The sequence below is a fragment of the Saccharopolyspora terrae genome (genome assembly GCF_004348435.1).
GTDB lineage: Bacteria > Actinomycetota > Actinomycetes > Mycobacteriales > Pseudonocardiaceae > Saccharopolyspora > Saccharopolyspora endophytica.
In genome coordinates this window covers 18954-39881 of sequence record NZ_SMKS01000011.1, presented here as the reverse complement: position 1 = coordinate 39881, position 20928 = coordinate 18954, and the positions used below count along the sequence as shown (strand labels likewise).

Genomic DNA, 20928 nt, shown 5'->3' with positions numbered 1-20928 from the left:
TCTCTCGTGGGGGTCAGCGCTTCGGTGATCGGGTGGTTGTTGGGCACGGCGGGCACCGCTGCCCTGGGCGCGGTCTTCCCGCTGGTGAACATCGAGCTCTACCTGCTCGGCGTGGTCCCCACCGTGCAGAGCGTGCCGTGGTGGGCGTTCGCGCTGGCGGCCGCGATCGGCCAGGTCGCCGCGAAGACGCTGTTCTACCTCGCCGGCAAGGGCGGTTTCGCGCTCGGCGAGCGGCTGAGCAAGCGGGTCCAGAAGGAGCGCACCGGGCGCTGGGCGGCCTGGGTCGAGCGGTTCCCCCAGCGCACCCAGGACCACCCCTGGTGGGGCATGACCGTGCTGGCGGTCAGCGCCGTTCCCGGCATCCCGCCGTTCAGCCTGATGTCGTTGCTCTCCGGCGCCGCCGGACTCCCCCTGCTGGGTTACCTCGCCGCGAGCCTGGTCGGCCGCATCGGGCACTTCCTCATCGTGGCGGGCGCACCGGAACTGGTGAGCTGGCTGGGTTCCTGACCCGAAGAGGTGGTGCGCGCATAGTTCGGCCGCGCGAGGGGAAACCACGGATCGGTCCGCGTTTCGACACGAGGGGAGCCGATCTCGATGGCCAACGGCGATGCCAAGCACGAGCAGCTGGACGGGGTCCGCGCCGACCTCACCGACACCGAGCTGACCACGCAGCAGGGCGTGCGGGTCGACCACACCGACGATTCGCTGCAGGCCGGTGAGCGCGGTCCGACGCTGCTGGAGGACTTCCACTTCCGGGAGAAGGTCACCCACTTCGACCACGAGCGGATCCCCGAACGGGTGGTGCACGCGCGAGGCGCGGGTGCCTACGGGCACTTCCAGCCCTACGACGGCTGGCTGGGCGAGCACACGGTCGCCAAGTTCCTGACCGACCCGAACGTGCGCACTCCCCTGTTCGTCCGGTTCTCCACCGTCGCGGGCTCGCGCGGTTCGGCCGACACCGTGCGCGACGTGCGCGGCTTCGCCACCAAGTTCTACACCGAGCAGGGCAACTACGACCTGGTCGGCAACAACTTCCCGGTGTTCTTCATCCAGGACGGCATCAAGTTCCCGGACTTCGTGCACGCGGTGAAACCCGAACCGCACAACGAGATCCCGCAGGCCGCCTCGGCGCACGACACGTTCTGGGACTTCGTATCGCTGCAACCGGAAACGCTGCACACGGTGATGTGGCTGATGTCCGACCGAGCCATCCCGCGCAGCTACCGGATGATGCAGGGCTTCGGCGTGCACACCTTCCGTCTGGTCAACGCCCAGGGCAAGGGCACGTTCGTGAAGTTTCACTGGACACCGGTGCTGGGCAGCCACTCCCTCGTGTGGGACGAGTGCCAGAAGATCGCCGGCGCGGACGCCGACTTCAACCGGCGCGACCTGTGGGACGCCATCGAGGCGGGCCAGTTCCCGGAGTGGGAGCTGGGCGTGCAGCTGGTCGACGAGACCGACGAGTTCGCCTTCGACTTCGACCTGCTCGACGCCACCAAGATCATCCCTGAGGAGCAGGTCCCGGTGCGACCGGTGGGCAAGATGGTGCTCGACCGCAACCCCGACAACTTCTTCGCCGAGACCGAGCAGATCGCCTTCCACACCGCCAACGTGGTTCCCGGCATCGACTTCACCAACGATCCGCTGCTGCAGGCCCGCAACTTCTCCTACCTGGACACCCAGCTGATCCGCCTGGGCGGACCGAACTTCGCGCAGATCCCGATCAACCGGCCGGTCGCGGAGGTCTCGACCAACCAGCGCGACGGCTACGGCCAGCAGCGCATCCACAGGGGAGGGACGAGCTACACGCCCAACAGCCTCAGCGGCGGATGTCCCGCGATCGGCGATTCGGAGGTGTTCCGCCACTACCAGACCAGAGTGGACGGCGACAAGATCCGCAAGCGCAGCGAGAGCTTCACCGACCACTACAGCCAGCCCACCCTGTTCTGGAACAGCATGGCCACGTGGGAGAAGGACCACATCGTCGAGGCGTTCCGCTTCGAGCTGGGCAAGGTCGGGCACCGGCACGTCCGCGAGCGCGTCGTGGCCGAGCTCGACCACGTCGACCACGACCTGGCGGTGGCCGTCGCGCACGGCATCGGCGTCGACCCGCCGGCGGGCGGGACCGAGAACCACGGCCGGAGCTCCCCGGCGCTGAGCCTGGCCAACTCCCGCACCGATTCGATCGCGACCCGCAAGGTCGCGGTGCTGGTCGCCGACGGGGTCGACGCCACCGAGGTGGAGCAGATCCGGCGCGGCCTGTCCGAGCGCGGCGCGACCGCCGAGGTGCTGGGCGCCAGCCACGACGGGCGGGCGCGCGGAGCCGACGGGTCCGAAGTGAACATCGACGTGGCGGCGCGCACCGCGATGTCGGTGGTCTACGACGGGGTGATCGTGCCCGGCGGGAGCGAGAGCGCGCGGACGCTGGCCGCCGACGGGCACGCCGTGCACTTCGTCGCCGAGGCCTACAAGCACCACAAACCCGTCGCCGCCAGCGACGAGGGACTGGAGGTGCTGCGGCGAGCGGGCATCAGCACCGACGGCGAGGGCGCCGACCCGGGCGTCGTGCTGGCCGCGAACACCGGCGGTGCGCTGCCGGACCAGTTCGTCGAGCAGTTCGCCGCCGCCCTGGGCAAGCACCGCGAGTGGGACCGCGACACCGCCTCCACACCCGCCTGATCAGTCCGCTTCGCACGGTTCGGGGAGTCTGCGAGGATCACTCGCGGGCTCCCGCCGTGCACCGAGCGTCACGTTCAGTACCAGTAGTGTCACACTCCGCGAGTTGGGGTGAGCCATCACGGGTGGCGTCTTCTAACGTTCGGCTCCGTGAAATTTCTGCGAACGATGCCCGTCGAGGACATCCTCACCCGGGGCGAGCGCAGCGGCCTGGTCCGCCGGCTCACCGGTAAGGAACTCGTCGGGTTCGGCATCGGAATCATCATCGGCACCGGCGTGTTCACCCTCGCCGGGATCGAGGCCAAGGACCACGCCGGCCCCGCCGTCGTGCTGTCGTTCATCATCGGCGGCATCGTGGCGGCGCTGGCGGCCCTCGCCTACGCCGAGCTGGCCTCGTCGGTGCCCACGGCGGGCAGCGCCTACACCTACGCCTACGCGACGCTGGGCGAGCTGTTCGCCTGGATCATCGGGTGGGACCTGCTGCTGGAGTTCGCCCTCGGCGCGGCGGTGGTGTCGCGGAGCTGGTCGGGCTACATCGCCAACCTGCTGGGCCTTCCGCAAGCGTGGTTCGGCGAGGACGCCACCATCAACGTGGGCGCGATGCTGATCATCGCGGTGCTGACCGCGGTGGCGGTCATCGGCATCCGCGAGTCCTCGTGGCTGACCAACGCGCTGGTCGTGGTCAAGGTCGCGGTGTGCGTGCTGGTCATCGTCGCCGGCCTGTTCTTCGTCAACGGCGCCAACCTGGACCCCTTCGTCCCGCCGGCGCAACCCGCCGAGAGCGGGGCGAGCGTCCTGGAGCAGCCGCTGGTGTCGGCGCTGCTGGGCATGGAGCAGTCGGTCTACGGCTTCGGCGGCGTGCTCACCGCGGCGGCCATCGTGTTCTTCGCCTACACCGGCTTCGAGGCGCTGGCCAACCTCGGCGAGGAGACCAAGCGCCCCCGGCGCGACCTGCCGGTGGGACTGCTGGGCAGCCTCATCGTCTGCACCCTGCTGTACGTGCTGGTGGCGTTCGTGCTGGCCGCGATGGTCGACTACCAGCAGATCGACGAGGGCGCCCCGCTGTCGGCGGCGTTCCAGTCGGTCGGCCAGCCGTGGGTGGCCGCGCTGATCTCGCTGGGCGCGGTGACCGGCCTGACCTCGGTGATGATGGTGGAGCTGGTGACCATCGGCCGCATCGGGTTCGCCATGAGCCGCGACGGCCTGCTGCCGCCGAAGCTGTCGCAGGTGCACCCGAAGTGGGGCACCCCGCACCGGATGACCATCGGCGGTGCGGTGGTGATCATGCTGCTGGCCGGGTTCATCCCGATCTCGGAGCTGTCGGACATGGTCAGCATCGGCGCGCTGTCCGGGTTCCTGATCGTGGCGCTGGCGGTGCCGGTGCTGCGGCGCACCAAACCCGACCTGCACCGCCCGTTCCGGATGCCGCTGTCGCCGGTGCTGCCGGTCATCACCGCCCTGGCGTGCCTGTACCTGATGTCGAACCTGGACGTGGTGACCTGGCTGCGGTTCGCAGTGTGGCTGGCGCTGGGCCTGCTGATCTACTTCGGATACGGCCGCAGGCACGCGCACCTCGGTCAGCGCAGCGGTCAGCCGGCCGAGGACTGACCGACAGCAGGGCCGGATCGGCGCTACGGTCGAGGGTGCCCGAGCCCATCATCTTGGAGGTTCGATGAATCCCGAGACGCCCGAGGCCGACGCCGTCGAGCAGTCGCGCCGTGCCGAGGACCTGCCCGGTGAGGACGAGGCCGTGCCGGCGGAAGTGCCGCTGGACGCCGATCCGGCCGATTTCTCCGAGCAGTCCCGAGAGGTTCCGGTCGAGGAGGACTACGACCGCTGACCGCTCCTACGACGCCGGGTCCCCGCTGGTCAGGGGCCCGGCGTCCGTCGTCACGGCAGGACCCGCGTGGGGTTGAGTACGTTGTGGGGGTCCAGCGCGGCCTTGATCGCGCGCGAGGCCCACAGACCGGCCTCGTCGAGCTCGTGGCCCAGCCACTCGCGCTTGAGCTGACCGATGCCGTGCTCGCCGGTGATGGTGCCGCCCAGGTCCAGGCCGAGCTGCATGATCGCGTCGAAGGCCTTCTGGGCGCGTGCGGTCTCGTCGGCGTCGCCGTCGTCGAAGGCGACCACCGGGTGCATGTTGCCGTCACCGGCGTGGCCGGAGCACAGCACCTGCACGCGGTGCTCCTCGGCGATGCGCTGCAAGCCCTCCACCAGGTCGACGAGGTGACGGCGGGGCACGCAGACGTCGTCGATGAGCAGCGCCTTGCCGAGCTTCTCGTGCGCGTCGCCGACCAGGCGGCGGGCCTGCATCAGCATCTCGCCCTCGGCGGCGCTGTCGGAGACCACGACCTCCGCCGCGCCCATCGCGCGCGCCACCCGCTCGAAGGCCGCGAGATCGGCCGGGGCGTCGGCTCCGCGGTCGGACTGCACCAGCAGCATCGCGGCCATGCCCTCGGGAAATCCCAGGTCGGCGATCTGCTGGACGGCCTTGACCGAGGAGGCGTCCATGAACTCCAGCACCGACGGCTGGTAGCCCTCGGCGAGGTAGCCGGAGACGGTGCGGGCCGAGCCGGCGACCTCGGGGAAGAACGCGACGGCGGTCAGCGGCTGAGCGCTGGCGGGGCGCAGCGCGACGGTCACCTCGGTGACCACGCCGAGCGTTCCCTCGGCGCCGACCATCAGGCGGGTCAGGTCGTACCCGGCGACGCCCTTGGCGGTGCGGCGACCGGTCCGCATCACCCTGCCGTCGGCCAGCACGACCTCCAGGCCGCGCACGAAGTCACCGGTCACGCCGTACTTCACGCAGCACATGCCGCCCGCGTTGGTGGAGACGTTGCCGCCGATGGTGGAGATGCTGCGCGAACCCGGGTCCGGCGGGTAGAACAGGCCCTTCTCGGCGACGGCGGCGGCCAGCACGCCGTTGACGACTCCGGGCTGCACCACGGCCAGCTGCTCGTCGGGGTCGATGTCGAGGATGGCGTCCATCTTCTCCAGCGACAGCAGCACGCAGCCGTCCAGGGCGTTGGCCGCACCCGACAGGCCGGAGCGCGCGCCCTGCGGGACCACCGGGACCCGGTTCTCGTGGGCCCACTTCAGAACCGCCGCCACGTCATCGGTGTCGTAGGCCCGCACGAGCGCGGCCGGGGTTCCGGCCGGGCAGAACGTGGCCCGGTCGCGGCTGTGCGCGGCCAGCACGTCCGGATCGTCGAACACACGGCCCTCGGGCAGCAGCTCCCGCAGCGCGTCGGTGGAGATCATCGCCTCGTCTCTCCCAGGCTTCGAACACAGGTCCTACCACCGCGAACCTAGTCCGCCGAACACCCCGATCCCACCCCGAGTGATTTTCTCCGCTCTCCCCGCTCCCTCCTCCCACACCCTCCGGACCGGATTTCAGTGGAACTCAGGTCCCTGATTTCCACTGAAATCCCGGAGTTCCACTGAAATCGGGTTCCCGAGTCCCACTGAGACCCGGTCCCCGAGTTCCGCTGAGATCCGGTTCCCGAGTTCCACTGAAATCGGGCTCCGGGGTTCTCGGGTTTCACTGGTGGGGTTTGGTTCTCGGGTCAGTTGATGCCTGGGGCGATCATGGTGAGCCAGACGATGATCGGGGCGATGACGACCATGGCTCCGCCGTAGAGGGCCAGGCCCTTGAACACCGAGTCGCGCTCGGGCTCGCGGGAGTTGGCGAGCATGATGGCGCCGCTGGTGGAGAACGGGCTGATGTCGACCACCGTGGAGGCGATCGCCAGTCCGGCGACCATGCCCGCGATCCCGACCTCGCCCGCGGCCATGAGCGGCACCGCCAGCGGGATCAGCGCGCCGAGCAGGCCCGTGGAGGAGGCGAAGGCCGACACGACCGCACCGATGAGGCACAGCAGGAACGCCGACAGCAGCGGGACGCCGATGCCGCTGACCGCCTGGCTGACGTAGTCGACGGTGCCCAGCTCCTGCAGCACGCTGACGTAGGTGAGCACACCGCAGATCAGCAGCACGGTGGGCCAGGTGACGTTCTTGACCGCGTCCCGGTGCGCCTGCGGCGAGATGACACCGAGCACGACCGCGACGGTGATCGCCACCAGCCCGATGTCCAGCTCCAGGAACAGGGTCAGCACGACCATGGTCACGATGCCCAGCAGGGTCAGCGCCTTGTCCCAGCTCATCTCGACCCGCGCCAGCAACGTCTCGTCGCGCGCCGCGCCGGGTGCATCGGCCGTCACCGGGACTTCGGCGGTCTTCCGGCCGCCGAGCAGCACGAAGGCGACCGCGGCGAAGACGAGGTTGAGCACGAAGCTGGCGAAGAACAGGAACAGCGGACTGCCCTGCAGCCCGCTGTCGTCGACGACGCCGTTGACGATGACGCCGAACACCGAGATCGGCGAGAACCCTCCGACCATCGTGCCGTGCACGACCATCACCGACATCAGCAGCGGGCTGATGCCGTGCTTGGCGGCGAGCCCCATCGCGACCGGGGCGATGATCGCGACCGCCGCGGGCGGCACCGCGCCGATGGCGGTCAGCAGCGCCGAGACCGCGAGCATCACCCACGGCACCAGCGCCAGCCTCCCGCGCACCAACTGCACCGACCGGTAGACCAGCCAGTCGATGGTGCCGTTGGCGCGGGCGATGGCGAACAGGTACGTGACGCCGACGAGCACCATGAAGATCTCGCCGGGGAATCCGGCGAGGATGTCGTCGGAGCTCATCCCGCCGGCGAGGGTGCCGACGAGGAACGCGGCGGCGAAGGCGAGCGCGCCCATGTTGACCGAGAACACGCCGGTGATGACGAAGATGGCCACCAGCGCCAGGATCGAGATCAGTTCGGGCGACATGCTCAGTCCCCCGATCTGCCGGTCAGCTCGGCGATCGCGGCGGTGACGCCGCCCGGCTGGTGCGGCACTCCGGCCAGGGTGAGCCCGGCTTCGACGACGCCGAGGGTTCCGAGCAGGGTGGCGTCGTTGAAGGCGCCGAGGTGCCCGATGCGGAAGACCTTCTTGGCCACTTTGGACAGTCCCGCGCCGAGCGAGGTGTCGAAGTGCTCCAGGATGACCTCGCGCAGGTGGTCGGCGTCGTGGTCCGGCGGCATCAGCACGGCGGTCAGCGCGCTGCTGTAGTCCGTTCCGGGCGTCGTCTCGGGATCGCGGCAGAGGACTTCCAGGCCCCAGGCGCGCACGGCCGCGCGGGTGGCCGCGGCGTGCCGGTCGTGGCGCGCGTAGACCTCGTCGAGCCCTTCTTCGAGCAGCATCGACAGGGCTTCGCGCAGGCCGAAGAGCAGGTTGGTGGGCGGGGTGTAGCGGAAGTAGCCCTGCTTGCCGAAGTCGAGCAGCGGCTGCCAGTCCCAGTAGGACTTGGTGAGCTTCGCCGACTGCGCGGCCAGCAGCGCCTTCGCGCTGATGACGTTGAGGCCGATGCCCGGCGGCAGCATCAGGCCCTTCTGCGAGCAGCTGATCGTGACGTCCACGCCCCACTCGTCGTGCCGGTAGTCGACCGATCCCAGCGAGGAGATCGTGTCGACCAGCAGGAGCGCCGGGTGGTCGGCCGCGTCGAGGGCCGCGCGCACCGCTTTGATGTCGCTGACCACGCCGGTGGAGGTCTCGTTGTGCACCACGGCCACGGCCTTGATCCGGTGCTCGGAGTCGGCTCGCAGCCGCTGCTCGATGACGCCCGGGTCGGCGCCGCTGCGCCAGTCCCCCGGGATCGTCTCGGGCCGCAGGCCGAGCGTGGCGGCCAGTTCGGACCACTGGTCGGAGAAGTGCCCAGTCTCGCACATCAGGACGGCGTCGCCGGGCGAGAGCGTGTTGACCAGTGCGGCCTCCCACGCCCCGGTTCCCGAGGACGGGTAGACCACGACGTCGGCGGAAGTGCGTGCCACGGCGCGGAGTTTGTCGAAGACCTCCAGGGCGAGGTCGGCGAAGTCGGGGCCCCGGTGGTCGATGGTGGGCTTGGCGATCGCGTGCAGCACCCGGTCGGGAACGTTGGTCGGACCGGGGATCTGCAGGAAGTGACGACTGCTGGCAACGGACATTCGTTCCTCCACGGTGAGGACGCTCTTCCGGAATGTGAAAACCAAGTCTCGGTGGGTTGAATTCTGTAGACAGCAAGCCGATCATGTCAAGTGGCTCACTTCCCCCTTGACAACGGTTCTAGCTGGTCACGGCCGCGAAATCGGCCGGAAAACGCTGGAAGGAAACCCAGTGCGCAACGTCGCCACCGCAGGGATCGCCACCGAACTCGCCCGGAGCCTGGACGGCAACGTCCGCTTCGACGACTACACCCGCCACCTCTACTCCACCGACGCCAGCATGTACCGGGTCCGGCCACTCGGCGTGGTCTTCCCGCGCCACGCCGAGGACGTCGCGACCACCGTCCGGCTCTGCCGCCAGGCCGGTGTCGCCGTGCTGCCGCGCGGTGCGGGGACCAGCCACTGCGGGCAGACCGTCGGCGAGGCGGTGGTGCTGGACTTCTCCAAGCACATGAACCGGATCCTGGAGCTCGACCCGGAACGCGGGCTCGCGCGGGTGCAGCCCGGAGTGGTGCAGGACGAGCTCAACCTCGCCGCCGGAGCGCACGGGCTGTTCTTCGCCCCGGACACCTCCACCAGCAACCGCGCCACGCTCGGCGGCATGATCGGCAACAACTCCTGCGGTTCCCGCTCGGCCCGCTACGGCATGACCATCGACCACGTCGAAGGCCTGGAAGTCGTGCTCTCCGACGGCACCCCGGTGTCGCTGGGCGAGCTGTCAGCCGCCGAGCTCGCGGCGAAGTCCACTTCGGACACCTTGGAGGGACGGATCCACCGGCGGCTGCCGGAGATCGTCGACTCCGCGCGTCCGGGGCTGGCCGACCAGACCCAGCAGTTCTGGCGGCGGGCCGGCGGCTACCGGCTCGACCGGCTGGCCGACGGGCCGTTCGACCTGGCGAAGTTCGTCGTCGGCGCCGAGGGAACGCTGGTCACCGTCACCGAAGCGCTGGTGCGGCTCACCCCGAAGCCGAAGGCGACCGTGATGGTCGTCGGGCACTTCGACTCCACCGCCGCGTGCATCGCGGGCACCGACGCGGCGATGCGCACCGGCGCCGCCGGGATCGAGATGGTGGACAACTTCATCCTCGACCTCGCCCGCCGGTCACCGGAGCACGAGCACCTCTTCCGCGCGCTGGAAGGAGATCCGCGCGCGCTGATGTTCGCCGAGTTCTACGGCGACACCGTCGAGGAAGCCCGTGCCGCGGCCGAAGGACTCGTGGCCGCGTGGCAGGCCGAAGGGCACGGCTACGCGACCCGGCTGGCAGCCACCGGCGCCGAGCTCGCGCCGCTGCGCGCCCTGCGCAAGTCCGGCCTCGGGCTTCTGATGGCCGCGGGCGACGCCACCGAGCGATCGGTGGCGTTCGTCGAGGACACCGCCGTGCCACCGGAGCACCTGGCCGAGTACACGACCCGGTTCGCCGAGATCCTCGACGACCACGGGCTGCGCGCCGGGTTCTACGGGCACGCCTCGGCCGGCTGCCTGCACGTGCGCCCGTTCATGGACCTCACGCGCCCCGACCAGGTCGCCACCATGCGCAAGGTCGCCGAGGAGGTCTGCGATCTCGCGCTGTCCTACGGCGGGGTGAACTCCAGCGAGCACGGCGACGGGTACGCGCGCAGCGAGTTCAACCGGAAGATCTTCGGCGACACCGTCTACGAGGCGATGCGCGAGGTCAAGGCGCTATTCGACCCGGACGGCATCATGAACCCCGGCAAGATCGTCGACGCTCCGCCGATGACCGAGAACCTGCGCGAGCCGACGATCCCGGTGGCAGCGCCGCTGGACACGCACTTCGACTTCACCCGGTACGGCGGGATGCGCGGGGAGGCCGAGCGCTGCCAGCGCATCGGCGCCTGCCGCAAGCCCGACACCTCGGGCGGGGTGATGTGCCCGTCGTTTATGGCCACCCGCGATGAGGAGCACTCCACGCGAGGCCGGGCGAACGCCCTGGTGCTCGCGCTCTCCGAGCCCGACCCGAAGGCGGCGCTGGGCGGCGACCGGCTCAACGAGGTGCTCGACCTGTGCCTGGAGTGCAAGGCGTGCCAGCACGAATGCCCGATGTCGGTGGACATGGCCACGCTCAAGAGCGAAGCCCTGGCCCACCACCACGCGCAGCACGGGACCGACCTGCGGACGCGGATCTTCGGCGCCACCCGGCGGCTCTACCGGCTGGGCGCGATGGCCGCGCCGCTGACCAACGCGCTCGCCCGGCCGAAGCCCGTGCGGGCCCTGATGCAGAAGATCACCGGGATCGACAGCAGGCGCCCGCTGCCCGGTTTCCGCCGGGACGACCTGTTGCGCTGGAACCGGTCCCGTCCCGCCACCCCGACCGCTCCGGGAGTCACCCCGGGCGAGCGGGGTGACGTGGTGTTCCTGGCCGACTCGTTCACCAGCCACACCGAGCCGGCCATCGGGCAGGCGGCGATCCGCCTCCTGGAACACGCGGGATGGCGGGTGCGGGTCGAGTCGCAGGTGTGCTGCGCGCGCCCGCAGATCTCCAAAGGCCTTCTCCTCCAGGCGAAGAAGGTCGCCGGGAAGCTGGTCGCCAAGCTCGCGCCGGAGGCCGGGCGGGGCGTGCGGATCGTGGGGTGCGAGCCGTCGTGCGTGTCGACGCTGTGCGACGAGCACCCCAAGCTGCTGGGTGACTCGCGGGTGGCCGGCAGCGCGAGCCTCGTCGAGGACCTGCTCCTGGAGGCCTTGGACGACGGCACCCTCACGCCGTCACGGGGTCCGGAGAAGGTCCTGTTCCACGGTCATTGCCACCAGAAGGCGGTGCTGGGCACGACCTCGTCGGCCCGCCTGCTGGGGCACCTCTCCGAGGTCGACGTGCTCGACGCGGGATGCTGCGGCATGGCAGGGTCGTTCGGCTTCGAGACCGAGCACTACGAGCTGTCGATGCGCATCGGCGGGCAGCGGCTCTTCCCCGCGATCGAGGGTTCGGCCGACGCGGCGGTGGCCGCCACCGGGGTCTCCTGCCGCCAGCAGGTCGCCCACGGAACCGGCCGTCAGGCCAAGCACCCGGTCGAACTGCTCCACGACGCCGTCTTCGGGTGACCCGCCCTCGGCCGGTGGTGGTTGTGCTCCGAACCGTCCGTGACGACGTCCGGTTCGCCCGGACAGTTCGGACCACCACCGCCGTCACCCGCTCAGGCGGGCCAGAGGCCGAAGAGGGAGGCGAAGCCCTCCCGCCAGCTCGGCCAGGAGGGCTTCCAGCCCAGGGTCTCGCGGAGCCGGAAGTTGCTCGCCCCGCGCTGCTCGGTGAGCTGGTGCACGGTCAGCCAGTCCAGCTGGGACTTCGCCTGTTCCATGGTCAGCGCGACCGGGGCGGGTGCACCGGCCATCCTGGCGTAGGCGGGCAGCCATTCGCTGGACTCGGCCGGCTCGTTGTCGACGACGTTGTAGGCGCCCGGATCGCCGCCTTCGAGCAGCTCCAGGATCACCCCGGCGGCATCGTCCACGTGGGTGAAGGAGGTGAGCCCGACCCCGTCGCCGACCAGCGGCAGCTCGCTGCCGACCACGCGGGCGTGCACGTCACCGCCGGGTGCGTAGTGGGTGTCCGGCCCGTACAGCGAGCCGTAGCGCAGCGACACGCCCTCGATGCCCGGGCGGCTGAACAGGTCCTCCTCCACGGAGGCCAGTGCCCGCACCAGGTCGCCCCAGCGGCCCGGGACGTGCACCCACAGCGGGGAGTCCTCCTCGAGGACGTCGTGGCCGTGCGGGCGGTAGGCGGCCGTCATGCCCTGGGCGATGAACCGGCGCGCGCCCGCGGCCACGGCGGCGTCCATCAGGTTCTTGGTGCCTCGCTCGCGGAGTTTCGCCGTGCGCTGCAGGGCTTCCTGCGGGTCGGCGGCGCCGAAGGCGGAGCTCTGGTCGATCACGACGTCGGGAGCGGCGCGGCGCAGGTGTATGCGCAGCGCATCGGGCTCCAGGAGATCGACCGCCGCGATCTCGTCGACGGACAGCTCTTCCAACCGGTCGGCTTTGCGCGCCAGCGCCGTCACGTGGTGACCGCGCTCCCGCAGCAGCGGCAGCAGCGCCCTCCCGACCACACCTGTCGCACCGGCGACAACCACACGCAGGGGCATTCCCCGGAACCTCGCATCTGGTCAAACGTCAGCGAGCCCTGAGGTTACCCCGGAACCCCTTGCCCCATCGGGTGAAACTCGCCGGTGATCGGCGAGAGGAAGATCATCTGCGACGAGCGGCGGGTCGGCGGTCACGACCCGCCACCCGTCCAGACGGAGGAAGTGTCACACCGTGCGGATGCCGGCCGCCTGCGGACCCTTCGGGCCCTGGGCGATCTCGAACTCCACGCGCTGGTTCTCCTCCAGCGTGCGGAAACCCGTGGCATCGATGGCGGAGTAGTGGGCGAAGACGTCAGCGCCACCGCCGTCGGGGGTGATGAACCCGTAGCCCTTCTCGGCGTTGAACCACTTGACCGTACCGCTTGCCATTCCTTGTTCTCCCGTTTCTGCTGACCAGGGTCAACACTGCGCCGACCCCTGGTTGCCAGAGCTGATCACCGGCAGCCCGCGGAGCGACCACGGCACAAAAAAAGCGCCTGCGTTCTGGCAGGCACTCTTTCCAGTACTGCAAGGACCAAAACCGCAACCACGAGTCACGCTAGCACCACGGTTGCGGGTTGTCACACGTTGATCGCAGCGAGTCAGCATGAGACCGTATCCGGTCCGCCGCAGCGCTTTTCAACCGCCGGACGTCGTGGTCCCCGGGCCGGTCTCGACCCGGGGACCACGACGCGCCGTCACGGGATGCTCAGCAGCGCCTGCCCGCTCTCCTCGGCGACACGGTTCTGCTCGTTCCGCCGCTCGGCCAGCATCAGCGCCGCGTCGCGCGGGGTGTGCCCCTCGGTGTCCCACGCCGCGAGCAGCAGCGGGATCTTGGCCAGCATCTCCTCGCGCAGCACCTGGAAGGACAGCACCGGGTCGGCGTCCACCCTGCCCAGCAGCAGCCACCACGCCCACGCCGCGGCGCCGGCGTTGGCCACGAAGTCCGGGATCACCGGGATGCCGCGAGTCGCCAGCAGCTCCTCGGCCTCGGGGGTGACCGGGTTGTTGGCCGCCTCGACGATCACCCGCGCCGCCACGTCCGGCACCTGGTCGGTGCCGATGGCGAAGGAGACCGCGGCCGGGATCAGCACGTCGACCTCCTGCGAGAGCACCGCGTCGCGCGGCAGCCGCTGGACGTCGGCCGGAACCTGGTCGCGGTCGATCTCGCCGAAGCGGTCGCGGGTCTCCAGCAGAGCCGGGACGTCCAGGCCGTCCGGGTGGTAGAGGGTTCCGGCCGCATCGGCGAGGGCCACCACCTTCAGGCCTGCTTCGTGCAGGTAGAAGGCGGCGCCGCCGCCCATGGTCCCCACGCCCTGCACCGCGACGGTGGTCTCGTGCGCGTCCCAGTCGCGGGCGTGCACCACGCCCAGGCAGCACTGGGCGACGCCGTAGCCGCCGACCACGTCACCGAGCAGCAGGCCACCCGGCACCGGCGCGTTGAGCCCGGCCCGGACCCGGCGCAGCGTGCGCTCCGCGTCCGGCGCCCGGCGGATCGCCGCGTGGTAGGACTGGTGCATTCCGAGCTCTTCGAAGGCCTCGTCGATCAGGTGCTGGGGCACGCCCAGGTCCTCGGCGGTCACCCAGTGCGCGTCCAGCCACGGGCGCATCGCCTGGAGGTAGCGCCGGAGCACTCCCTTGGCCTGCGGGTCCTTCGGGTCGCAGTCGATGCCGCCCTTGGCTCCGCCCACGGGCAGCTCGAACACCGCGGTCTTGCGGGCCATGCCGCGCGCCAGGTGCTCGACTTCTTCCATCGTGCAACCGGCACGCATCCGCGTCCCACCGGTGGCCAGACCCGACACCAGGGTGTGCACGACCAGGAAGCCATTGCTTCCCGTCACCGGATCCGTCCAAGTCACCTTCATGAGCGGTTCGCCGCCGACGAGTCCCATGGGCGAATACCTCCTTTCAGAGCGCATACGAGGCGGGGTAACTCGATCGGGCTATGCCGACATAGGGCGGGATTACCGCCCTGGTTGTCGGAATAGCCCGATCAGATGTGTGCTAACTCGAAGAGTCCGATTGTGGGAAGAAGGTCCACGGACCCGGCCGGACGCGGGAGTCGATTGATCTCGGTTCGCATGAGCACCTCCCGCGTTGGCCGGAATGGCTCGAAGCTAAGGCCGGGGAAGTGAGATTGTCAACAATCGTCGGTTCGGACAACCGTTACGGCGTCGGAACGGGTGCATGACGGCAAGTAAAACGGCCCTATCCGGTTGGTGCGTAACGAGATCAACTCACCCGGCCCCGCCGGGGGCGCGTTGGTTCTAAGCTTCTGCGCGAAGGCCTCGTGATGCCTTCACCGCCGCTTTCGAAAACCGTCATTCCAGAAAAATCGGCGGGCTGGGAGCAGGGGGAACGGCGTGCATCGACCACGCTGCACGACTGGAAGGATGGGAGTCATGAGTCAACCTGACCCGCCGGGATCGCTGGACGAGGCCACGCAGCAGCAGCTGATCCAGGAGATCGGCCGGGTGATCGTGCGCGCGCTGCCCCCCGGCTGGCAGGAGTCCACCACGGAGTACCGCGCGCTCGGCGATCACGTCGAGACGGTGTGCCGGCTGATCGCGCCCAACGGCAGCGCGATCCCGCTCGCCGCGCCTCCGGAGGTCTCCGACCTGTTCGGACGGCTGCGGTGCGGCATGCACCAGCCCGACCGGGGCACCTGGGTCAGCGCGGTCTACCGGCTGCAGCGCCCCGGGAGCTACGCCGTCGACTTCAACGGCGACAACGAACCGGACTGGCAGACCCCTCCCCCGCCTTCGGCCTACGCCGAAGAGCTGCGCAGGCACCCCCGGCCGGCGGAGTCGACGCCGCAGTGGCTGGCCGCCGGCACCGCGCAGCCGGAGCAGTCGAGGCCGTCGCTGCGCACCGCCGAGGTCTTCGACGACCGCGGCAACCCGATCACCGAGCGTGCCGAGATCGGCCGCGCGGAGGCTGAACGGGTGGCCGACTACCTGGAGAAGGCACCGGTCGTGCTGGCCGCGCGCAGCTACGACAACGATCGCCTCGACGCGCAGCGCACGGCATCGGTCCCGATGACCTTCCACACCGACGGCAGCTGGATCTGGCCGGGTGCGGTGGCCTACTACCTGCGCCAGCACGGGGTGGCCCCGGAGCCCGACCTGCTCAACCACATCAGGGCGCTGGGCTTCCAGCTCCCCGAGGTCACCGAGCCCCAGCGAGAGCTGGCGGTGTCGGTGATCACGGGCGAACGCCGCTAGAGGCGCACTCCCCGGAGGCGGGACGGTTTCGGCCGTCCCGCCTCTTCGTCCCTTCAGACCGGTCGATGTGGCCAGAACTGCTCGGTAACGGGGCGCCCGCCGCCTGCGACAATCAGCTCATGGCGGATGAGGTGGCGTTCGTGGGCGGCCCGGTGGCCACCATGGATGCCGCGCGCTCGTTCACCGACGCCGTGCTGGTGCGCGACGGCCGGATCGCGGCCGTCGGCGGCGAGGCCGTGCGCGAGCGGGTCCGCCCCCGCACCGAGGTGGTGGAGCTGCGCGGGCGCCTGCTGCTGCCCGGGTTCCACGACGCCCACGTGCACCCGGTGTTCGGCGGCATGCTGCGGTTGCGCTGCGACCTCTCGCAGGCCACAGACGCCGGAGACTGCCTGCGGTTGATCTCCGAGCACCTCACCGAGTTCCCGGACTCGCCGTGGCTGCTCGGCGGCGGCTGGGACATGGCCCAGTTCCCGGGCGGGACGCCGACCCGACGAGCGCTCGATTCGGTGACCGGCGACCGGCCCGCCTACCTGGTCAACCGCGACCACCACGGGGCGTGGGTCAACTCGGTGGCGCTGCGCCTGGCGGGCATCGACCGGCACACTCCCGATCCGCCGGACGGACGCATCGAGCGCGATCCGGCCGGGCGGCCCGACGGGACCCTGCACGAGGGGGCCACCCGCCTGATGGAGCACGTGCTCCCGGCGGCCGGTTCCGAGCAGTACCTCGACGCCCTGGCAGCCGGGCAGCGCCACCTGCACGCGCGCGGCGTGACGTCCTGGCACGACGCCATCGTCGGCCGCTACCTCGGTTACGACGACCTGCTGTCGACCTACCTGCTCGCCGACGAGCGCGGGCTGCTGACCGGCAAGGTCCGCGGAGCGCTGTGGTGGGACCGCGATCGCGGCGTCGAGCAGATCCCGGACCTGCTGGAACGCCGCAAGCGGGCGCGAGGGCGGCGGTTCCGCGCCGAGACGGTCAAGATCATGCAGGACGGCGTGTGCGAGAACGCCACCGCCGCGTTGCGGCTGCCCTACCTGGGTCCCGACGGTCGGGGGTTATCCTTCGTGTCCCCGGAGGAGCTGGCGGAGGCGGTGCCGCGGCTGACCGCGGAGGGCTTCCAGCTGCACTTCCACGCCGTCGGCGACCGCGCGGTGCGCGACGCCCTGGACGCCGTTGCCGGGAGCGGACCCGAGCTCCGCCACCAGATCGCCCACGTGCAGGTGGTGCATCCAGGTGACATCGCGCGGTTCCGGGAGCTCGGGGTGGCGGCGACGATCCAGCCCCGCTGGGCGGTCAACGACGCGGCGATGACCGAGCTGACGGTGCCCAAGCTCGGGCACACCCGGGCGTCCTGGCAGTACCCGTTCCGCTCGCTGCGCGCGGCGGGGGCGGTGCTGGCGGCCGGCAGCGACTGGCCGGTGTCGGAGGCCGATCCGATGCTGGGCGTTCACGTGGCGGTCAACCGCCGCGAACCCGGTTCGGACGAGCCGCTGGGACCGGACGAGGCGCTGGAGCTCGTCGACGCCCTCGCGGCCTACACGGTCGGCAGCGCGTGGGTGAACCACGTCGAGCAGCACACCGGTTCCGTCGAGGTCGGCAAGGCGGCCGATCTGGTGGTGCTGGACGCCGACCCGTTCGCGCTGCCGCCGGAGGAGATCGCCGGGTGCGGGGTGGATCTGACGGTGGTCGACGGGGAGTTCGTGCACCAGCGGTGATCTCGGCGCTGGGCCGGGCGGGCGATGTCGTTGCCCGATCGTGTGCCAACTCCGACGAGGCATTGGCGAGGGCCCAGGTGACTGGTTCCGTCAGCTGGCGACGGTGCACACCTCTGGGAGGCCGCTGACCCATGTCGTTCCGACTGCCCGAGTTCTACCTGTCCTACCCCGCCCGGTTGAACCCGAACCTGCAGCGCGCCCGCGAGCACAGCAAGGCGTGGGCCCGCAACATGGAGATGATCGACGTCCCGCAGCAGGGCAAGGAGATCTGGTCCGAGGCGGACCTGGACCGCGACGACTACGCGCTGCTGTGCGCCTACACCCACCCCGACTGCGACGGCGACGAGCTCGACCTGGTCACCGACTGGTACGTGTGGGTGTTCTACTTCGACGACCACTTCGTCGAGCTCTACAAGCGCGACCCGGACCTGACGGCCGCCCGCGAACACCTCGACCGGCTGCGGGCTTTCATGCCGGTGGAGGGGCCGATCACCGAGCAGGCGACCAACCCGGTGGAGGCCGGCCTGGCGGACCTGTGGCGCCGCACCGTGCCGTCGATGAGCGCCGACTGGAGACGCCGGTTCGCCGACAGCACGAAGGCCCTGCTCGACGAATCCCTGTGGGAGCTGCACAACATCAGCGAAAACCGGCTGTCCAACCCCATCGAGTACATCGAGATGCGCCGCAAGGTCGGCGGCGCTCCGTGGTCGGCGAACCTGGTCGAGCACGCCGTGGGGATGGAGGTGCCGGCCGAGCTCGCCGCGACCCGCCCACTGAAGGTCCTGCGGGACACGTTCTCCGACGCGGTGCACCTGCGCAACGACCTGTTCTCCTACGAGCGCGAGGTCACCGACGAGGGCGAGCTGAGCAACGGCGTGCTGGTCTTCGAGCGGTTCCTGGGCTGCGATTCCCAGGAGGCCGCCGAGACCGTCAACGACCTGCTGACCTCGCGGATGCACCAGTTCGAGCACACCGCGCTGACGGAGGTGCCGAAGCTGCTCGACGAGCGCGGGGTGGACCCGGCCGGCCGGATGGCGGTGCTGGGCTACGCCAAGGGGCTTCAGGACTGGCAGTCCGGCGGGCACGAGTGGCACATGGCCTCCGGGCGGTATCCCGAGGGCGGTGGCAGCTCGTCGGTCCTGGGTGGACCCACGGGTCTGGGAACTGCGGGCGCCTACATCGCCAAGTCGCTGATCTCGACCGCGCCGCAACGCCTTCGGAGCTTCACGAGGGTGCCGTTCCAGCCGGTCGGCCCGATTCAGCGGCCCGAGCTGGAGGTGCCGTTCGAGCTGCGCTTGTGCCCGCACCTGGACGTCTCCCGCGAGCACGCGGTGGACTGGTCGCGGGAGATGGGGATGTTCGCCGACGCCCCGCCGGTGTGGGACGAGGCGGCGGTCCGGTTCAACGACCTGCCGCTGTGCGCCGCCGGGCTGGATCCGGACGCCTCGCTGGAGGAGCTGGACCTGGCCTCCCACTGGCTGGTGTGGGGGACCTACGGCGACGACCTCTACCCGCAGCGCTACGGGCACGTCCGCGACGTGGCCGGCGCGAAGGCGCAGAACGAGCGGTTGAAGCAGGTCATGACCGACACGGGTGTGCCGGGGATCGTGCCGGTGAACATGATGGAGCGCGGTCTGGCCGACCTGTGGCGGCGCACCACGGCTCCGATGAACGCCCGGGAGCGGCAGTCGCTGCGCAGGGCCGTGGAGGTGATGATCGACAGCTGGGTGTGGGAGCTGGACAACCAGGCCCTCAACCACGTTCCCGACCCGGTGGATTACGTCGAGATGCGCCGCGCCACCTTCGGTTCGGACATGACGATCAGCCTGGCCCGCTTCTCCCACGGCGACGTGGTGCCCCCGGAGCTGTACGAGACGCGCGCGGTGCAGAACCTGGAGAACTCGGCGATCGACTGCGCGACGATGCTCAACGACGTCTTCTCCTACCGCAAGGAGATCGAGTTCGAGGGCGAGGTGCACAACGCCGTCCTGGTGGTGCAGAACTTCCTGGACTGCGACCAGGACCGCGCCTTCGAGATCGTGCACGAGCTGTTCAACGCCCGGATGGAGCAGTTCCGGCACGTCATCGACGTGGAACTGCCCGCCCTGTACCAGGAGCGGGACGTCACGCCGGAGGCGCAGGAGGCGTTGAACCAGCACGCCGAGGAGCTCAAGGACTGGCTGGCCGGCATCCTCAACTGGCACGAGCAGGTGGCCCGCTACCGCGACTCCGAGCTCCGGCACAACGCGCCGATGAGCGGGATCCGCTCGCTCTACGCGCCGTTTACGCCGTGGGATCCGGTGCTGGGCTGAGTCATCGCCCGCCAAGCAGCCAGACCGATGGCGGCGATGGCCTCGACGCCGTCGCCGCCTCGGTAGCCCTTGTTCGACACCGCGTCGGTGAGCTGGTCGACGAGCACGGCGAGGACGACCTGCGGGGTGTCGTCGGTGCTCAGCAGCGCGACGTCGTGACGCAGTCCCTTGATCTCGCCGGTCTTGTTCCAGCAGCGCGCGTTCTCGGGCAGCAGCAACGGGATTCGGTCGACGACCTGCTGCCGCGACAGGACGGTGAGGGCGTGCGCGGTCAGCTGGGGCGGCAGCGCGGTGCCCTCGGCGAGAGCGGTCAGGACGCGGGCCTGGTCGAGCGCCGTTGTCCGCAGCACCCCGGGAGCTTCGGTGTCCATGATGTGGCGCTCGATGCGGGTGCCGGTGCAGCCCAGGTCGGCGGTGCACTCGGCGATCGCGGCGAAGCCCACCTGATCGATGACGGCGTTGGTGGCGGCGTTGTCGCTGATCACGATCATGAGGTTGATCAGGTCGCGCAGCGATGCCCTGGGCACGCTGGGGACCTCGAACAGGACGCCGGTCCCCTTCGTCCGGTCGGCGGGCAGCTCCACCTGCGCGTCCAGGTCGAGCCGCCCGTCGGCGACGGCCCGCAACGCGGTGATCATCACCAGGACCTTGATGGTGCTGGCCGAGTGCACCTCGACCTCCGCGCCTCGCAGCACCGGCACGTTCTCGCGGAGGTCCCAGCTCGCGATGCCCACGCGCCCGGGAAGTTCCAACTCCGCCAGCTCCGCCTCGAACCTCGCCGCGTACCCCACCCATGACCTCCTCGACACCGTCTTCGCCCGCCAAGGAAAGCACACCGCGCGCGTTCACCCGCGGACCCCGGCCCGCTGCGCCGCGGTCGCCCGCAACCAGGCTCGAGCTCGTTGTTGCAG

At 70.2% G+C, this 20928-nt stretch carries 15 protein-coding genes; 8 read left to right on the top strand and 7 right to left on the bottom strand.

The window, feature by feature from the left end:
* Window positions 1–6 precede the first annotated feature (6 nt).
* From E1181_RS09680 to E1181_RS31390, 4 genes are all read left to right on the top strand, one after another.
* A complete protein-coding gene (locus E1181_RS09680; protein ID WP_235876653.1) occupies window positions 7–507 on the top strand; it encodes a VTT domain-containing protein in 501 nt (166 codons plus the stop codon).
* 87 nt (window positions 508–594) lie between these two features.
* The gene (locus E1181_RS09675) at window positions 595–2679 is read left to right on the top strand and encodes a catalase (protein ID WP_132673641.1); all 2085 of its coding nucleotides are present in this window, start codon (window positions 595–597) and stop codon (window positions 2677–2679) included.
* 147 nt (window positions 2680–2826) lie between these two features.
* Window positions 2827–4284 (top strand): amino acid permease, encoded by a 1458-nt coding sequence (locus E1181_RS09670; protein WP_132673640.1) that lies wholly within the window; start codon window positions 2827–2829, stop codon window positions 4282–4284.
* Window positions 4285–4348: 64 nt separating this feature from the next.
* Window positions 4349–4516: a hypothetical protein gene (locus E1181_RS31390; RefSeq protein WP_165944003.1), complete on the top strand. Its 168-nt coding sequence runs from the start codon at window positions 4349–4351 to the stop codon at window positions 4514–4516.
* Between the two features lie 50 nt (window positions 4517–4566).
* Here the strand turns inward: E1181_RS31390 and E1181_RS09665 are convergent, their stop codons facing one another.
* The 3 genes from E1181_RS09665 to E1181_RS09655 all read right to left on the bottom strand — a co-directional run bounded on the left by E1181_RS09665 (window position 4567) and on the right by E1181_RS09655 (window position 8701).
* Entirely contained in the window at window positions 4567–5937 is a 1371-nt protein-coding gene (locus E1181_RS09665; protein ID WP_132673639.1) for an FAD-binding oxidoreductase, read from the bottom strand.
* Between the two features lie 305 nt (window positions 5938–6242).
* A complete protein-coding gene (locus E1181_RS09660) occupies window positions 6243–7508 on the bottom strand; it encodes an SLC13 family permease (protein ID WP_132673638.1) in 1266 nt (421 codons plus the stop codon).
* Between the two features lie 2 nt (window positions 7509–7510).
* Window positions 7511–8701, bottom strand: coding sequence for a pyridoxal-phosphate-dependent aminotransferase family protein (locus tag E1181_RS09655; protein ID WP_132673637.1), 1191 nt, complete (start codon window positions 8699–8701; stop codon window positions 7511–7513).
* Between the two features lie 169 nt (window positions 8702–8870).
* Between E1181_RS09655 and E1181_RS09650 the strand changes: the two genes are divergently transcribed.
* On the top strand, window positions 8871–11753 hold the full coding sequence (locus E1181_RS09650) for an FAD-binding and (Fe-S)-binding domain-containing protein (protein WP_235876652.1): 2883 nt from the start codon (window positions 8871–8873) through the stop codon (window positions 11751–11753).
* Window positions 11754–11845: 92 nt separating this feature from the next.
* Here the strand turns inward: E1181_RS09650 and E1181_RS09645 are convergent, their stop codons facing one another.
* From E1181_RS09645 to E1181_RS09635, 3 genes are all read right to left on the bottom strand, one after another.
* Complete coding sequence (locus E1181_RS09645) at window positions 11846–12784, bottom strand: NAD-dependent epimerase/dehydratase family protein (RefSeq protein WP_132673636.1); 939 nt, start codon at window positions 12782–12784, stop codon at window positions 11846–11848.
* Between the two features lie 165 nt (window positions 12785–12949).
* On the bottom strand, window positions 12950–13153 hold the full coding sequence (locus E1181_RS09640; protein ID WP_093422519.1) for a cold-shock protein: 204 nt from the start codon (window positions 13151–13153) through the stop codon (window positions 12950–12952).
* Window positions 13154–13461: 308 nt separating this feature from the next.
* A complete protein-coding gene (locus E1181_RS09635; protein ID WP_132673635.1) occupies window positions 13462–14655 on the bottom strand; it encodes a Glu/Leu/Phe/Val family dehydrogenase in 1194 nt (397 codons plus the stop codon).
* Between the two features lie 510 nt (window positions 14656–15165).
* On the opposite strand from E1181_RS09635, the gene E1181_RS09630 reads away from it, so the two are divergent.
* The 3 genes from E1181_RS09630 (at window position 15166) to E1181_RS09620 (ending at window position 20017) form a co-directional block, all read left to right on the top strand.
* Window positions 15166–15987, top strand: coding sequence for a hypothetical protein (locus E1181_RS09630; protein ID WP_132673634.1), 822 nt, complete (start codon window positions 15166–15168; stop codon window positions 15985–15987).
* 119 nt (window positions 15988–16106) lie between these two features.
* Complete coding sequence (locus E1181_RS09625; RefSeq protein ID WP_132673633.1) at window positions 16107–17705, top strand: amidohydrolase; 1599 nt, start codon at window positions 16107–16109, stop codon at window positions 17703–17705.
* Between the two features lie 131 nt (window positions 17706–17836).
* Entirely contained in the window at window positions 17837–20017 is a 2181-nt protein-coding gene (locus E1181_RS09620; protein ID WP_132673632.1) for a terpene synthase family protein, read from the top strand.
* Here the strand turns inward: E1181_RS09620 and E1181_RS09615 are convergent.
* Window positions 19978–20808 carry a serine hydrolase gene (locus E1181_RS09615; protein ID WP_132673631.1) on the bottom strand — a complete coding sequence of 277 codons (831 nt, stop codon included), beginning with the start codon at window positions 20806–20808 and terminating at the stop codon, window positions 19978–19980. The genes E1181_RS09620 and E1181_RS09615 overlap by 40 nt on opposite strands.
* Window positions 20809–20928 lie beyond the last annotated feature (120 nt).

What these genes read in the sequence shown, in the direction of transcription:
- E1181_RS09675 (WP_132673641.1), top strand. Translation starts at nt 595, where the DNA reads ATGGCCAACGGCGATGCCAAGCACGAGCAGCTGGACGGGGTCCGCGCC.
- E1181_RS31390 (WP_165944003.1), top strand. Translation starts at nt 4,349, where the DNA reads ATGAATCCCGAGACGCCCGAGGCCGACGCCGTCGAGCAGTCGCGCCGT.
- E1181_RS09665 (WP_132673639.1), bottom strand. Translation starts at nt 5,937, where the DNA reads ATGATCTCCACCGACGCGCTGCGGGAGCTGCTGCCCGAGGGCCGTGTG.
- E1181_RS09660 (WP_132673638.1), bottom strand. Translation starts at nt 7,508, where the DNA reads ATGTCGCCCGAACTGATCTCGATCCTGGCGCTGGTGGCCATCTTCGTC.
- E1181_RS09655 (WP_132673637.1), bottom strand. Translation starts at nt 8,701, where the DNA reads ATGTCCGTTGCCAGCAGTCGTCACTTCCTGCAGATCCCCGGTCCGACC.
- E1181_RS09645 (WP_132673636.1), bottom strand. Translation starts at nt 12,784, where the DNA reads ATGCCCCTGCGTGTGGTTGTCGCCGGTGCGACAGGTGTGGTCGGGAGG.
- E1181_RS09640 (WP_093422519.1), bottom strand. Translation starts at nt 13,153, where the DNA reads ATGGCAAGCGGTACGGTCAAGTGGTTCAACGCCGAGAAGGGCTACGGG.
- E1181_RS09635 (WP_132673635.1), bottom strand. Translation starts at nt 14,655, where the DNA reads ATGGGACTCGTCGGCGGCGAACCGCTCATGAAGGTGACTTGGACGGAT.
- E1181_RS09630 (WP_132673634.1), top strand. Translation starts at nt 15,166, where the DNA reads ATGAGTCAACCTGACCCGCCGGGATCGCTGGACGAGGCCACGCAGCAG.
- E1181_RS09625 (WP_132673633.1), top strand. Translation starts at nt 16,107, where the DNA reads ATGGCGGATGAGGTGGCGTTCGTGGGCGGCCCGGTGGCCACCATGGAT.
- E1181_RS09620 (WP_132673632.1), top strand. Translation starts at nt 17,837, where the DNA reads ATGTCGTTCCGACTGCCCGAGTTCTACCTGTCCTACCCCGCCCGGTTG.